General features: G+C 64.9%; 15 protein-coding genes. 10 read left to right on the top strand and 5 right to left on the bottom strand.

What is annotated here, in order from left to right; all coding sequences use genetic code 11:
- Positions 1–15 precede the first annotated feature (15 nt).
- From AC3WN8_RS21915 to AC3WN8_RS21895, 5 genes are all read right to left on the bottom strand, one after another.
- Positions 16–519, bottom strand: coding sequence for a hypothetical protein (locus AC3WN8_RS21915; RefSeq protein WP_492671615.1), 504 nt, complete (start codon positions 517–519; stop codon positions 16–18).
- 142 nt (positions 520–661) lie between these two features.
- Positions 662–1,219 carry a 30S ribosomal protein S9 gene (gene rpsI / locus AC3WN8_RS21910; protein WP_492671614.1) on the bottom strand — a complete coding sequence of 186 codons (558 nt, stop codon included), beginning with the start codon at positions 1,217–1,219 and terminating at the stop codon, positions 662–664.
- Entirely contained in the window at positions 1,219–1,698 is a 480-nt protein-coding gene (rplM, locus tag AC3WN8_RS21905) for a 50S ribosomal protein L13 (RefSeq protein WP_492671613.1), read from the bottom strand. Before rplM ends, rpsI begins: the two co-directional genes overlap by 1 nt.
- A gap of 149 nt (positions 1,699–1,847) precedes the next feature.
- Complete coding sequence (gene cutA, locus AC3WN8_RS21900) at positions 1,848–2,165, bottom strand: divalent-cation tolerance protein CutA (protein ID WP_492671612.1); 318 nt, start codon at positions 2,163–2,165, stop codon at positions 1,848–1,850.
- Positions 2,162–3,205, bottom strand: a complete 1,044-nt coding sequence (locus AC3WN8_RS21895; protein ID WP_492671611.1) for a COX15/CtaA family protein — start codon at positions 3,203–3,205, stop codon at positions 2,162–2,164. The genes cutA and AC3WN8_RS21895 overlap by 4 nt, the downstream gene beginning before the upstream one ends.
- A 123-nt stretch (positions 3,206–3,328) precedes the next feature.
- Between AC3WN8_RS21895 and AC3WN8_RS21890 the strand changes: the two genes are divergently transcribed.
- The 10 genes from AC3WN8_RS21890 to AC3WN8_RS21845 all read left to right on the top strand — a co-directional run bounded on the left by AC3WN8_RS21890 (position 3,329) and on the right by AC3WN8_RS21845 (position 14,010).
- Positions 3,329–3,697, top strand: a complete 369-nt coding sequence (locus AC3WN8_RS21890) for a MerC domain-containing protein (protein ID WP_492671610.1) — start codon at positions 3,329–3,331, stop codon at positions 3,695–3,697.
- A 55-nt stretch (positions 3,698–3,752) separates the two neighbouring features.
- On the top strand, positions 3,753–4,214 hold the full coding sequence (locus AC3WN8_RS21885; protein ID WP_492671609.1) for a Fur family transcriptional regulator: 462 nt from the start codon (positions 3,753–3,755) through the stop codon (positions 4,212–4,214).
- A 242-nt stretch (positions 4,215–4,456) separates the two neighbouring features.
- Complete coding sequence (gene dxs / locus AC3WN8_RS21880) at positions 4,457–6,382, top strand: 1-deoxy-D-xylulose-5-phosphate synthase (RefSeq protein WP_492671608.1); 1,926 nt, start codon at positions 4,457–4,459, stop codon at positions 6,380–6,382.
- 528 nt (positions 6,383–6,910) lie between these two features.
- The gene (locus tag AC3WN8_RS21875) at positions 6,911–7,267 is read left to right on the top strand and encodes a hypothetical protein (RefSeq protein ID WP_492671607.1); all 357 of its coding nucleotides are present in this window, start codon (positions 6,911–6,913) and stop codon (positions 7,265–7,267) included.
- A 101-nt stretch (positions 7,268–7,368) separates the two neighbouring features.
- Positions 7,369–8,100 carry a TlyA family RNA methyltransferase gene (locus AC3WN8_RS21870; RefSeq protein WP_492671606.1) on the top strand — a complete coding sequence of 244 codons (732 nt, stop codon included), beginning with the start codon at positions 7,369–7,371 and terminating at the stop codon, positions 8,098–8,100.
- 232 nt (positions 8,101–8,332) lie between these two features.
- Positions 8,333–9,352, top strand: coding sequence for an efflux RND transporter periplasmic adaptor subunit (locus AC3WN8_RS21865; protein ID WP_492671605.1), 1,020 nt, complete (start codon positions 8,333–8,335; stop codon positions 9,350–9,352).
- A gap of 12 nt (positions 9,353–9,364) precedes the next feature.
- Positions 9,365–12,490, top strand: coding sequence for an efflux RND transporter permease subunit (locus AC3WN8_RS21860; RefSeq protein WP_492671604.1), 3,126 nt, complete (start codon positions 9,365–9,367; stop codon positions 12,488–12,490).
- A gap of 10 nt (positions 12,491–12,500) precedes the next feature.
- A complete protein-coding gene (locus tag AC3WN8_RS21855; RefSeq protein ID WP_492671603.1) occupies positions 12,501–13,055 on the top strand; it encodes a TspO/MBR family protein in 555 nt (184 codons plus the stop codon).
- 30 nt (positions 13,056–13,085) lie between these two features.
- A complete protein-coding gene (locus AC3WN8_RS21850) occupies positions 13,086–13,391 on the top strand; it encodes an accessory factor UbiK family protein (protein WP_492671602.1) in 306 nt (101 codons plus the stop codon).
- A gap of 109 nt (positions 13,392–13,500) precedes the next feature.
- Positions 13,501–14,010: a type III secretion system chaperone family protein gene (locus tag AC3WN8_RS21845; protein WP_492671601.1), complete on the top strand. Its 510-nt coding sequence runs from the start codon at positions 13,501–13,503 to the stop codon at positions 14,008–14,010.
- The last annotated feature ends 57 nt before the right edge of the window (positions 14,011–14,067 follow it).

The following is a 14,067-nucleotide window of genomic DNA, read 5'->3' as shown; positions in this document are numbered from 1 at the left end:
GCGAAAGCGGCGTTCTCAATCGACTTTCTGGCGCAGCCAGTGCGTCATCGTCGGATAGGCGGGCATGCCGAACGCCTCTGCCTGATGCGGCTCCGCCGTCATGCCGTACCATTGCAGCATCGGGGCGCCGATATATTTGCCGTTGTTGAAATTGTGGAGAATGGCAGTGCCGCCGCCGACCTGGCGATAGCCGCCTTCATGGAGCACGATCGCCGGATCGATGCCGATCTCCAGTGCCGCTGCATAGGACCAGGCGATCGCCGCCATTTCCGCGCCGGGATCCGTGTCGACATCGCCAAGCTGATCGCGCAGCGCGGGATCGGCGACCGCGATGTGCCCGGCCTCGTGCAGCAAGTCTCCAGGCCAGGTCAGCCGATCCGGATCGAAGAGCAGCGTACCGCCCTGGACCGTCAGGCCGGGCAACAGCGTTTCCCCCTCGACCGGGCCGGCGATCGCCGGAATGCCGATCGTGTCGAGAAAGGTCACAATCTTCGCGATGATGGGATCGTCGAACGTCATGGGGCTTTCCTAACCGCTCATGTGACAACAAAAAAGGGCGGCCCGTTCCCGGACCACCCCCTTTTTTCGTTCGGCGTGAGCCGCAGTTCTGATTGCCAGGATTTCCGAGCCGGCAGGTGATGCACCTGCCTCGAAATCCTTTTTAGCGCTTCGAGAACTGGAAGCTGCGGCGGGCCTTGGCCTTGCCGTACTTCTTACGCTCGACCGTGCGGCTGTCGCGGGTCAGGAAGCCAGCGGCCTTGACGGGCGCGCGCAGCACCGGCTCGAACTTGGTCAGCGCCTGGCTGATGCCATGCTTGACCGCGCCGGCCTGGCCCGAAAGCCCGCCGCCCTTGACGGTGGCGATCACGTCATACTGACCCTCGCGCCCGGCGACACCGAACGGCTGGTTGATGACGAGGCGCAGCGTCGGACGCGCGAAATAGACTTCCTGGTCGCGGCCATTGACCGTGATCTTGCCCGAGCCGGGCTTGATCCAGACGCGGGCGACCGCATCCTTGCGGCGGCCGGTGGCATAGGCACGGCCCTGTGCGTCGACTTCGCGATCGCGCAGCGGCATGGTGGGACGGACGGGCTCGGGCGCAACCGCGACGGGCTCACCTTCGGCCGAAACCGGAGCCGGGGCAGCCGGCGCAGCGACGGGCGCTTCGCCGCCGGCGATCTGGGCCAGGTCGGAAAGCGATTGACGGGTATCGGACATCAGGCACCCACCTTGTTCTTACGGTTCATGGCAGCGACGTCGAGCGTCTGGGGCTGAAGGCCCTCATGCGGATGCTCGGTGCCGTTATAGACGCGCAGGTTGCGCATCTGCTGGCGCCCCAGCGGACCACGCGGAATCATGCGCTCCACGGCCTTTTCGAGCACGCGCTCGGGGAAACGGCCCTCGAGGATCTTGGCGGCGGTCACCGCCTTGATGCCGCCGGCATAGCCGGTGTGCTTGTAATAGATCTTGTCCTGCAGCTTCTTGCCGGTGAAGCGGACCTTGTCAGCGTTGATCACGATGACATTGTCGCCGCAATCGACGTGAGGCGTGTAGCTCGGCTTGTTCTTGCCGCGCAGGATATCGGCGATCACGACCGCGAGGCGGCCGACGACCAGACCCTCTGCATCGATCAGATGCCATTTTTTCTCCACCTCGGTCGGCTTTACCGAACGGGTGGTCTTCGCAAGCGCCTTCATGGGCCTGGACCTCTATGGTTGAAACGAGCAACGCCGCCCCAGCGGACGGCGTCGTTGGAGCGGGCTAATGACCGATGATGCCCGGTAAGTCAAGCAAGCCGCGGGTTTCCAAACGGGTATCTGGATACCGTTGGATTAATCCTGCACCTTCAATCGCCTGTCTCGGCCGCGATCCAGTCGTGAAAAGGGGTGAAAATGGCGGTTGCCGGCCAGGCGACGGCTGCGGGCACGTCATAATCATGGAGCGCCGCGATACGGGCGATCAGCCGCTCGGCCAGCGTGGCGCGCGTCTTGAACAAGGCGGGCACTTCGACGGCGTCCTCGATTGCGCCCTGCCAGCGATAGATTGAGCGGCAGGGCGCCAGGATATTGACGCAGGCTGCGAGTCGTTCCTCGACGGCGATGCGTCCGATCCGTTCGGCATCCTCGGCAGAGCCGAACACCGCATAGACCGTCGCCGCCGTCACCCCGCGCGGCGCCCGATGACGTGCAGGCCCCAGGTGGCGCTGGCGACGACCAGCGCGCCGACCGCCTGATGGAGCACGGCCAGCCAGAAATTCATACCGGTGACCACGGTCGCGATGCCGAGCAGGATCTGCGTGCCGACCGCGGCGTGGATCGCGATCGCGGCGCGGCGCTCCCCGGCGCGCTTCGCCCGGCGCGCCAGTATTACCAGCGCGATCACGACCGCCCATGCCCACCAGCGGTGGATGAAATGGATCAGGAAGGGGTCGTTGCCGATCGTCGCCAGCGCCGAGCCGAGCCATGTCACCCCTTCCGGGAAGAAATGATCGTTCATCAGCGGCCAGGTGCTGGAGAGATAGCCCGCATCGAGCCCCGCGGTGAACGCGCCGAACAGCAATTGCACGAACAGGATGACGGCGACGAGCGCACCGAAACCGCTCAACCGCGCCCGCTTCGCACCGGCCCTCGGATCGCGTGCCAGCATTTGCAGGTCGAGTGCGGTCCAGAGCAGGCCGGCGATGATGAACAGCGCCACGAGCAAATGGGTGGCGAGGCGGAAATGGCTGACATCGGTGCGCTGCGCGAGGCCCGAGGTGACCATCCACCAGCCGACCGCGCCCTGGAGCCCGCCGAGCAAGAGCAATGCGACGAGGCGTGGGCCGTAACCCGCCGGAATCTGCCGTTTCCACCAGAACCAGGCCAGCGGCAACGCAAAGGCCAGGCCGATCACGCGGCCGAGCAGCCGGTGGATATATTCCCAGAAGAAGATGAACTTGAACGCGGCCAGATCCATGCCGCGATTGATCTGCTGATATTCCGGGGTCTGCTGATATTTGGCGAATTCGGCGAGCCATTGCGCGTCGGTCAGCGGCGGGATCGCGCCGGTGATCGGCTTCCACTCGGTGATCGAGAGCCCCGATTCGGTGAGCCGGGTGATGCCGCCGACCACGACCATCGCGAACACCAAGGCCGCGACGAAGCGAAGCCAGACGATCAGCCGGGAAGGGGCGGGATTGGGCGATGCCGGACGCGCGAGTGCCATGCCGCGCGCTATGCCGCGCGGCGCGGTGTGGCACAAGCGCGGGGTGGTGCTTCGGTGATCGCCAACATGATATATTGTAACTTTGCGTCGCCCGTGCCAAATAGGTGGGCAATTGGAGTCGTCGTGAACAACATCGTTTCTCGCACTGGGTCGCTGGACCGGCTGGCTATTGGCCTGTCGGGGCTGTGCGTCGTCCATTGCGTGGCGAGCGCGATCGCGGTGGTGCTGCTCACCTCTGCGGGGGGCGTGCTCGTCGATCACCGCATTCATGAGGTCGGCTTGGTCCTCGCGATCGGGCTCGGTATCATCGCCCTGGGCGTCGGCATCCGCGAGCATGGCTTCGTCCTGCCCGCCGCGGTCGGCGCGCTCGGCATCGGCATGATGATGGGCGCGATCACGCTCAACCATGATGGCAGCGAGATCATGTACACGATTCTCGGCGTCGCCGTGCTTGCGCTTGGCCACGATCTGAACCGGCGGGCGACGAACTAGCATCGAACCGCAGGGCAGCGCTTGCCGCGCGGGCCCGCCATGCCTAGATTGGGGCATGGCCCAGCATCATCACCATCATGAGCATGAAGGCGTCGCGCTCTCCGATGCCGCCAAGGCTGCGCTCGAGAAATCGGGCGAGCAATGGACCGACATGCGCGCCGTGATCTTCGACGTGCTTGCCGGCTTCGAAAAGCCCGCATCCGCCTATGACATCGCCGAAGCCGTCTCCAAGGCGCGGGGCCGCCGCGTCGCCGCCAACAGCGTCTATCGCATTCTCGATCTGTTCGTCGGCGCCAATCTGGCCCGCCGGGTGGAGAGCGTGAACGCCTATGTCGCCAACGCGCATCCCGATTGCCTGCACGATTGCATCTTTCTGGTCTGCGACACCTGCGGGCAGGCGACGCATCTCGACGACGACAGCCTGTCGACCGGCGTCCGCGCCGCGGCGCGCAAGGCGGGTTTCTCGCCCGAGCGGCCGGTTATAGAGGTCCATGGCCGCTGCTCCGACTGCGACTAGGGAAATTCGGGTGAGGGCGGACTGCGAACGGCACCGCCCTGCGCTTCCGGTGCTCACGTACTGATGTACGCTGCGCTCCGGTTCTCGGTCGGCACCATTCTCGCTCCGCCCTGACCCGAATTTCAACCAATGCTGATGCACTATTAAGGGTCTGCACCGATTCTGCACCGCATTGCCATGACGGTTCCGTTCGACAGTTTGTCGTTGCGGGGCTAAGACTTGAGCCCGCAAAGAGGGAAAGCATGTCCGATTCACCCGCGACGCCGCTGCTGGATGCCGTCGCTTCTCCGGCCGATCTCAGAAAGCTCGCGCCGGACCAGCTTCGTCAGCTCGCCGACGAACTCCGCGCCGAGATGGTCTCGGCGGTATCCGTCACCGGCGGGCATCTCGGCGCCGGCCTTGGCGTGGTCGAACTGACCACGGCGATCCATTATGTCTTCAATACGCCCGAGGATCGCCTGATCTGGGACGTCGGTCATCAGGCCTATCCCCACAAGATCCTGACCGGGCGGCGCGACCGCATCCGGACGCTGCGCCAGGCGGGTGGGCTTTCCGGCTTCACCAAGCGGAGCGAAAGCGAATATGATCCGTTCGGGGCGGCGCACAGCTCCACTTCGATCTCCGCGGCGCTCGGCTTCGCGGTCGCCAACAAGCTGGCGGGCAAGCCGGGCAAGGCGATCGCGGTGATCGGTGACGGTGCGATGAGCGCCGGCATGGCCTATGAAGCGATGAACAATGCCGAACAGGCGGGCAACCGGCTGGTCGTCATCCTCAACGACAACGACATGTCGATCGCGCCGCCCGTCGGCGGGCTGTCGGCCTATCTGTCGCGGATCGTGTCCTCGCGCAGTTTCCTGGGCCTGCGCGATCTCGCGCGGCGTTTCGCGCGGCGGCTGCCGCGCCCGCTCCACGACGCCGCGCGCAAGACCGACGAGTTCGCGCGCGGCATGACGATGGGCGGCACGCTGTTCGAGGAACTTGGCTTTTATTATGTCGGCCCGATCGACGGCCATAATCTCGACCATCTGATCCCCGTGCTCGAGAATGTCCGCGACGCCGAGGAAGGGCCGATCCTGATCCACGTCGTCACCAAGAAGGGCAAGGGCTATGCCCCGGCCGAGGCGGCGGCGGACAAATATCACGGCGTCCAGAAATTCGACGTGGTTTCGGGCGAGCAGGCCAAGTCGCCGCCGGGACCGCCCAGCTATACCGCGGTGTTCGCAAAGGCGTTGATGGCTGAGGCCGCGCGCGACGAGACCGTCGTCGCGATCACCGCGGCGATGCCGTCGGGCACCGGGCTCGACAAGTTCCAGCAGGCCTATCCCGACCGCAGCTTCGATGTCGGCATCGCCGAGCAGCATGCGGTGACCTTCGCCGCGGGGCTCGCGGCGCAGGGCATGCGGCCATTCTGCGCGATCTACTCCACCTTCCTCCAGCGCGCTTATGATCAGGTCGTCCACGACGTCGCGATCCAGAACCTGCCGGTGCGTTTCGCGATCGACCGCGCCGGGCTGGTCGGCGCCGATGGCGCCACCCATGCCGGCAGTTTCGACGTCACCTATCTGGCGGCCCTGCCCAATTTCGTCGTGATGGCCGCCGCCGACGAGGCCGAACTGGTCCATATGGTCCATACCTGCGCCATGCACGACAGCGGGCCGATCGCGGTCCGTTATCCGCGCGGCAACGGCACCGGCGTCGCGCTGCCCGAAATTCCCGAGCGGCTGGAGATCGGCAAGGGCCGCATCGTCCGTCAGGGCAAGAAAGTCGCGATCCTGTCGCTGGGCACCCGGCTGGAAGAGGCGTTGAAGGCCGCCGACCAGCTCGACGCACGGGGGCTGAGCACCACCGTCGCTGATCTGCGTTTCGCCAAGCCGCTCGACGAGGCGCTGATCCGCAAATTGCTCACGACCCATGAGGTCGCCGTGACGGTGGAGGAGAATAGCGTCGGCGGGTTGGGCGCGCATGTGCTGACGCTCGCCAGCGACGAGGGGCTCATCGATGCCGGGCTGAAACTGCGCACCATGCGGTTGCCCGATATCTTCCAGGATCAGGAAAAGCCCGAGAAGCAATATGACGAGGCGGGGCTCAACGCGCCGCATATCGTCGATACCGTGCTCAAGGCGCTGCGCCACAATAGCAGCGGCGTGATCGAGGGCGCTCGCGCCTGATCGCGACGTGTGAAGCCGACCGACTGGTCGGCTTTGTCGGGCAGCGCAAGGGCGGCAGATTCCAGGTCGCGCAAGCGATCGAAGTCGTGGATTGGTCCGAATTGGTCTGAAATCGGCCTCGCTTTCGTCGGCGCTGGGATGCGTCGGCGTTTGCCGCACGGCCCTGCGCGCCGTAAATTTCGTTACGCACCCAGTCCATTTCGGCATTGCTCTTCGAACAATTGCAGATCGGAAGCTTTGGGCGTATAGATGAGACCAGTTGCATTGCCTGGGGTGGGTGGTTCGGTTTTCGTATTTTAGACACCTGTCTTGCGTAACCTGTTCCGCGTACGGTATATCTTTTGATAATTCGGGAATGACGACATCGCGTCGCCAGAGGGCGTAGCTTTTTTTCAAGTATTGTTAGGAAATTACTGCCATATTGGATGAATATTATTTCCGATATGGGTGGATATTTGGCATGATTGCGTGTAAGAACCACGAATAGCCGCCGAGATACGGGGATTATCTTTGGGGGGATGTGGGGCCATGGAACAGGATCGTACATTTTCACCGCTTCAGCGCGCGCTGCGGATTTATCAGGCGCGCCGTAGCCGGAGGGCGCTGTTCGCGCCCGATTCAGACATATTCGGCGAACCGGCCTGGGATATTCTCCTGGATCTGTTCATCGCGCATGAGCGACGTCAGCCCATCTGTCTGTCGGATGCCAGCCTTGGCGCCGGCGTGCCGCTTTCGACCGCGCAGCGCTGGGTGAAGCAATTGCTCGATCGCGGTCTGCTCGTCCGCCACAGCGACGGGCGCGATCATCGCCGCGTGCTGGTCTCGCTCAGCGAACATGCCGTCAAGCTGATGCGCAGCTATCTGGAAAAGCACGACGGCGGCTGAACCGCTGGATGCCGGGGGCGTTAGTCCTTGGCGTGGCCAAAGCTTTCCTGCATTGCGGGGCGCAGCTTATTCGCAGGCCCCCACGATCATGACTCCCTTCTATGCCTAAATCCCGTGCCGATCAGCTGCTCGTCGATCGCGGGCTCGTCGAGAGCCGGACGCGTGCGCAGGCGCTGATCCTGGCCGGCCTCGTCTTTTCGGGCGAGCGCAAGATCGACAAGGCGGGGCAGGCGCTGGCGCAGGACGCGCCGATAGAGGTGCGTGGCCGCGATCATCCCTGGGTGTCGCGCGGCGGGATCAAGCTGGCCCATGCGATCGCGCATTTCGGCTGGGACGTAACGGATGCGGTGGCGATCGACGTCGGCTCGTCGACCGGTGGCTTCACCGATGTGCTGCTGACCAACGGCGCGCGCCGGGTCTACGCCGTCGACAGTGGTACCAACCAGCTCGCCTGGAAACTCCGCCAGGATCCGCGCGTCGTCGTCCATGAAAAGACCAGTGCCCGTATCCTGACGGCGGCGCATATCCCCGAGCCCATCGATCTGATCGTCTGCGACGCCAGTTTCATCTCGCTGGCCAAGGTGCTCGACGTGCCGCTGTCCTTCGCCGCGCCCGATGCGCGGCTGGTCGCGCTGATCAAGCCGCAGTTCGAGGCGGGCCGCGAAGAGGTCGGCAAGGGTGGGGTGGTGCGCGATCCGGCCGTCCATGCGCGCGTCTGCGCCGAGGTGGTGGCATGGCTCGAGGGGCGCAGCTGGACGGTCGCGGGTGTCGTCGAAAGTCCGATCACCGGCCCGGAGGGCAATGTCGAGTTCCTGGTTGCCGCGCGTCGTTGAAATGTCGGTGAGTGCTCCACGCGCCTTGCGCGAAGGCTATGGCTACAGAAATGTTTCATCGATCGATAATTTTTTCCCTTTGCGACAATTTGCGACAGACTAAGGAATTGCCAAGCGCGTGCCCGCGCGATACCCGGCTCTGCTACCGTTCGAGCTGGGTCGATCGGGGGCAAGACCCATCATTCCGGAACATCGATCGACGCGCATGCGCATATCCGCCGTTATCCCAGTGATGCTCCTCCTGTCCGCCTGTGGCGGCGGCAAGGAAGCCCGGCATGGCGGCGAGCCGCTGGTGCGTGCCGACGCGACCGTGGCCAAGCGCTTCATCGACCGGATCGATGCGGTCGGCACGGCGTTCGCCAATGAGCAAGTGGTGCTTTCCGCCCCGGTGACCGAGCGCATCACGCGCCTCAATTTCGGCGATGGCGGCTATGTCGCACAGGGGCAGGTCGTCGCCGTGCTCGCCCAGGGCCAGGAAACCGCACAGCTTCAGGAGGCCGGCGCGCGCGCGACCGAGGCCCGCCAGCAGCTCGATCGGCTCGCCGCGTTGAAGGCACGCGGTTTCGCGACACGCGCTGCGGTGGACTCGCAGACCGCGCTGGCCGCGTCGGCGACCGCGCAGGCGGCGGAGGCCCGTGCCTCGATCGGCGATCGCGTGATCCGCGCGCCGTTCAGCGGCTGGGTGTCGTTGCGCAATATTTCGACGGGCGCGGTGGTCAGTGCGGGGACCGAGATCGCGACGATCAGCGATGTTTCGCGCATCAAGCTCGATTTCACCGTGCCGGAGACATTGCTGTCGACGCTCGCCGTGGGGCAGGGGATCGACGCGGTCGCCGCGGCTTATCCCGGCCGGCCGTTCCACGGCACCATCGCCAGCATCGATCCGGTCGTAAGCGCGGAAACGCGCGCGGTGACGGTACGGGCGCTGCTGCCCAATCCCGATCGCGCGATCAAGCCCGGCATGCTGATGACGGTGACCGTCGAATCGGCCGCGCGCACGTCGCTTTCGGTTCCCGAACTCGCCGTGGTCGGTGAGGGCGACAAAAGCTACGTCTTCATTGTCGGCGCGGACAGCAAGGTCAAACGGGTCCCGGTCAGGATCGGCGCGCGCCAGGACGGCGCCGTCGAAATCCTCCAGGGGCTCAAGCCCGGCCAGCGCATCGTCACCGAAGGCGTGGTCAAGCTCACCGACGGGATGAAGGTTGCGCTCGCGGGCGCACGCGGCGAGCGCCCGGCAGCCTCCGGCGACTAAGGGCGCGGGCGAATGCAGCTTTCCGATCTGTCGGTCCGCAGGCCGGTCTTCGCCACCGTCATCGCGATATTGCTGTGCGTCGTCGGCGCAGTCGCGTTCATGAGCCTGTCGGTGCGCGAATATCCCGACACCGATCCGCCGGTGGTCTCGGTCCAGACCGTTTATACCGGTGCCGCCGCCACCGTCGTCGAATCGCGCATCACCCAGGTGCTCGAAGCGCAGCTTGCCGGCATCGAGGGGATCCTGGCGATCAGCTCGCGGTCGCGCGACGGCCAGTCCGAGATCACCATCGAATTCAATCCCGGTCGCGATATCGATTCCGCGGCCAATGACGTGCGCGATCGTGTGTCGAGCTCGGTTCAGGATCTGCCCGAGGAAGCGCTGGCGCCGCAGGTCCGCAAGGCGGATTCGGATTCGCAGCCGATCCTGTTCCTTGTCGTTTCCAAGCCGGGCTGGAGCCGGCTCCAGCTCAGCGACTATGCCGACCGCAATCTTGTCGACCGCTTCTCCGCGATCGACGGCGTGGCGCGCGTCTTCCTGGCGGGCGAGGCCCGGCCGTCGATGCGCATCTGGATGAAGCCCGAGCGGCTCGCCGCTTTCCAGCTCACGCCCGCCGATGTCGAAAATGCGCTGCGCCGCCAGAATGTCGAGCTGCCCGCGGGCCGCCTGGAATCGAAGGACCAGAACGTCACGCTGCGCGTCGAGCGTCCCTTCACCACGGCTGCGGAATTCTCGCAGCTCGTCGTCGGCCGCGGCGCCAATGGCTATCTCGTTCGCCTCGGCGATGTCGCGCGGGTCGAGGAGGGGGCCGAGAATCCCTATTCCCAGTTCCGCCGGAACGGCGGTCAGGCGGTTGGCCTCGGCATCGTGCGTCAGTCGGGCGCCAACACGCTTGAGGTCGCCGATCGCGCCAAGTCGGAAGCCGATATGATCCGACCAAGCCTGCCCGACGGCATGACGATCATGGTCGGTTCCGACGATTCGCAATTCATCAGCCGCGCGATCGCACGGGTCTGGGAAACGCTGATCGAGGCGGCGGTGCTCGTCGTTCTCGTCATCTTCCTGTTCCTGGGCAGCGTGCGCGCCACGCTGATCCCGGCGGTCACGGTGCCGATCTGTCTGCTCAGCGCCTTCACCGTGCTGTGGATGGCGGGATTCTCGATCAACCTGCTGACCTTGCTTGCGATGGTGCTCGCCATCGGTCTGGTGGTCGACGACGCGATCGTCGTGCTCGAAAATGTCTATCACCGCATCGAGGAGGGTGAAACGCCACTGGTCGCCGCGTTCAAGGGCACGCGCCAGGTGGGCTTCGCGGTGATCTCGACGACTTTGGTCGTCTGTGCGGTGTTCGTGCCGGTGATGTTCCTGGCCGGACAGACCGGGCTGCTGTTCCGCGAGCTTGCGGTCGCGATGATCGCGGCGATCGCCTTTTCGGGCTTCCTCGCGCTCAGCCTGGCGCCGATGCTCTGCTCGAAACTGCTCAAGCATCAGGCGCGCGGGCGTTTCACCCAATGGATCGACGATCGCTTCCAGCGGCTCGAAACCGCCTATGCCCGCCGGCTCGACCGGATCATCGCCAAGCCTGCAATCACGATTGGCGGCGTGCTGTTGTTCCTCGCTGCGGCGGGCGGCCTGTTCACGCTGATGAAATCCGAACTGATCCCGGCCGAGGATATGGGCGTCGCCCAGGTCCAGATGAACGCGCCGGAAGGCACCGGATTCGACACGATGGATCATTACGTCATGGATGTGCAGAACAAGCTGCTGCCGATGGTGAAGGAAGGCACCGTTGCCAACATCATCGCGCGGACCCCCGGCGGCTTCAGCGCGACCGACGATTTCAACAATGGCGCTTTCACCATCTTCCTGAAGCCGTGGGAAGAACGCGAGCAGACGACGCAGGACGTGGTCGACAAGATCAATGCCATTCTGCGCGATACGCCGACGGTGCGCGGCAACGCATCGGTGCGTGCGCCGATCGGCGGACGCGGCGGCGGTTCCGCCAATAATCCGATCAATTTCGTGATCGCCGGCACTACCTATGAGGGGCTGGTGCTCGCGCGCGATCGCATCCTGGCGGCGGCCGCCTCCAATCCCGGTATCATCAACCTCGATTCGGATTATAAGGAAACCAAGCCGCAGCTCCGCATCGACGTGAACACCGCGCGCGCCGGCGATCTCGGCGTGTCGGTCGACGATATCAGCCAGGCATTGCAGTCACTGCTCGGCTCGCGGCGCGTCTCGACCTATCTCGATCGCGGCGAGGAATATCGCGTCATCGTCCAGGCCGATGCGAAGGACCGGTCGAACCTCCAGAATCTGTCGCAAATCTATGTGCGCAGCCGGACGGGGGCGCTGGTGCCGCTGTCGAACCTGGTGACCACGCGCGAAACCGCCGGCCCCCGCGACCTCGGCCGCTTCCAGAAGATGCGCGCGATCACGCTCAGCGGCTCGCTGGCTCCCGGCTATTCGCTGGGCGAGGCGCTGACCTTCCTCGAACAACAGGCGGCGGCTTCGCCCGAGGTGACGGCCGTGGGCTATCGCGGCCAGAGTCAGGCGTTCAAGGAAACCGGCAGCTCGATCTGGATCGTCTTCGGCCTGACCATCCTCATCATCTTCCTGGTGCTTGCCGCGCAGTTCGAAAGCTTCATCCACCCGATCGTCATTATCACCACCGTGCCGCTCGCGGTGGCGGGCGGGGTGATCGGGCTGGCGCTGACCGGCCAGACCATCAATCTCTACAGTCAGATCGGCATCGTCATGCTGGTCGGCCTGGCTGCCAAGAACGGCATTCTGATCGTCGAATTCGCCAACCAGATCCGCGACGAAGGCGTCGAGATCGCCGAGGCGATCCGCCGCGCGGCGGCGCGGCGCCTGCGCCCGATCATGATGACCTCGATCGCGACGGTGATGGGCGCGGTGCCGCTGGTGACGACGGGCGGGGCGGGCGCCGCATCGCGCATCGCGATCGGCATCGTGATCGTGTTCGGGGTCTCGATCGCCACCTTCATCACATTGTTCCTCATTCCGATTCTCTACAGCCGCCTGGCGCGCTATACGGGGTCGCCGGAGGCAGTCGGGCGCGCGCTCGACAGTGAGCTTGGCGGTCCGGCGCCAGTGCCCGCGCCGGCGGAATAGGGAGCATCGCATGAGCGAAATCGCGTCAAAGGGTCAACTTCGCTGGTCCTTTGCGCGATGGGCGCTCATTGCGGTCCCGCTCATCGTCCTGCTCGGCGTCGCGTCGGGACGGATCGCCAATTCGGGCTATGGCAATCCGTGGTTCGATGCGCTGGCGAAACCCGATATCATGCCGCCGGGCTGGGCATTCGGCGCTGCCTGGACCCTGCTCTACATCATGATGGGGCTTGCACTCGCGGTCATTCTCAACGCGCGCCGCGCGGCCGGGCGGGGCATCGCCATCGCGCTGTTCGTCGGCCAATTCCTGCTCAACCTTTCCTGGTCGCCGATCTTCTTCGCCGCACACCAGATCGGCACCGCTTTCTGGGTCATCCTCGCCATGCTTGTGCTGGCGGTTGCGACCACGGTTGCTTTCTGGCGCGTCCGGCCCGGCGCTGCGCTGCTGATGCTGCCCTATCTCGCCTGGCTCTGCTTCGCCGCGACGCTCAATTACCAGATCGATCGCCTCAATCCCGATGCCGCGACCCTTGCGCCCGCGACCCCCAAGGCCCAGATAGACCTGTAGCAAGGGCCAATCTCCGATCTGGAGGATAATATGCAGTCGCAGAATCGTGTTTTCGACGATTTCGTGAAGTTCGTGAACGGCGCGGCGGGAACGCTGGCCGGGGTTGGCCGCGAGGCCGAGGCTTCGGCGCGCGAGCGTGCGAAGGAATGGATCGGTGGCCTGGATTTCGTCAGCCGCGACGAATTCGAGGCGGTGAAGGCGATGGCCGCGGCCGCGCGCGACGAGGCCGACGCGCTGCGTGCCCGGCTCGACGCGCTCGAAGGCGTCAAGCCGAAGCCGGCAGCGAAGCCCGCGCCAAAGGCGGCCGCCAAGGGGAAGCCGAAATCCACAGGCTGATCCACCGGAAAGTCCCCGGTTCAATCTCCGCAATAGGCGGTTTTGCCTTGTCTTCGGGGCCGTGCGGTTGCACGAGTGCATCCATGGAAACGGCACTGGCGACACCTGCATGACCCTGGACGAGTATGAAGCGGATCGCGCGAGCGGTGCGCCGATCGAGATGCTCGAGGCCTATTATGCGGCGCATGGCTGGACGCATGAGCGTGTCAGCGATGACGAGATCGTCGCGACGATGGACGGCAGCTGGACCAAATATGAGCTGCGCGCGGTCTGGCGCGAGGACGACCGCGTCCTCCAGTTCCTGGCGCTGCCCGATATCAAGGTCGCGAACGAGAAGCGTTCGGAGATGTACGAGACGCTCGGGCTGATCAACGAACAGCTCTGGCTCGGCCATTTCGAGCTCTGGTCGTCGAGCGGCATCGTCCTGTTCCGCCATGCTGCGCTGCTCGACGGGCAGGAGGATTACCACCTCTCGCTCGACCAGGTCGAATTGCTGGTCGAAACCGCGATCGACGAATGTGAGCGTTTCTATCCCGTGTTCCAGTTCGTCCTGTGGGGCGGAAAGTCGCCGACCGAGGCGATCGCCGCCGCCCTAATCGAGACCCGCGGCGAAGCTTAGGGTTCGGCGGGGTGCTTCTAAAGCCCCTCGCCCCCTTTAGGGGGAGAGGGGTTGGGG

The organism is Sphingobium sp. FW305-3-2-15-F-TSA7 (assembly GCF_058787155.1).
Note: the sequence above shows the minus strand (reverse complement) of the source record. Positions and strands in the feature narration are given on the sequence as shown.

Bases quoted from the DNA above. Each gene is read 5' to 3' on its own strand.
- dxs (WP_492671608.1), top strand. From the start codon at position 4,457: ATGTCCGATTCACCCGCGACGCCGCTGCTGGATGCCGTCGCTTCTCCG.
- AC3WN8_RS21860 (WP_492671604.1), top strand. From the start codon at position 9,365: ATGCAGCTTTCCGATCTGTCGGTCCGCAGGCCGGTCTTCGCCACCGTC.
- AC3WN8_RS21875 (WP_492671607.1), top strand. From the start codon at position 6,911: ATGGAACAGGATCGTACATTTTCACCGCTTCAGCGCGCGCTGCGGATT.
- AC3WN8_RS21885 (WP_492671609.1), top strand. From the start codon at position 3,753: ATGGCCCAGCATCATCACCATCATGAGCATGAAGGCGTCGCGCTCTCC.
- rpsI (WP_492671614.1), bottom strand. From the start codon at position 1,219: ATGTCCGATACCCGTCAATCGCTTTCCGACCTGGCCCAGATCGCCGGC.
- AC3WN8_RS21855 (WP_492671603.1), top strand. From the start codon at position 12,501: ATGAGCGAAATCGCGTCAAAGGGTCAACTTCGCTGGTCCTTTGCGCGA.
- AC3WN8_RS21870 (WP_492671606.1), top strand. From the start codon at position 7,369: ATGCCTAAATCCCGTGCCGATCAGCTGCTCGTCGATCGCGGGCTCGTC.
- AC3WN8_RS21895 (WP_492671611.1), bottom strand. From the start codon at position 3,205: ATGGCACTCGCGCGTCCGGCATCGCCCAATCCCGCCCCTTCCCGGCTG.
- AC3WN8_RS21850 (WP_492671602.1), top strand. From the start codon at position 13,086: ATGCAGTCGCAGAATCGTGTTTTCGACGATTTCGTGAAGTTCGTGAAC.
- rplM (WP_492671613.1), bottom strand. From the start codon at position 1,698: ATGAAGGCGCTTGCGAAGACCACCCGTTCGGTAAAGCCGACCGAGGTG.
- AC3WN8_RS21845 (WP_492671601.1), top strand. From the start codon at position 13,501: ATGACCCTGGACGAGTATGAAGCGGATCGCGCGAGCGGTGCGCCGATC.
- AC3WN8_RS21865 (WP_492671605.1), top strand. From the start codon at position 8,333: ATGCTCCTCCTGTCCGCCTGTGGCGGCGGCAAGGAAGCCCGGCATGGC.
- AC3WN8_RS21915 (WP_492671615.1), bottom strand. From the start codon at position 519: ATGACGTTCGACGATCCCATCATCGCGAAGATTGTGACCTTTCTCGAC.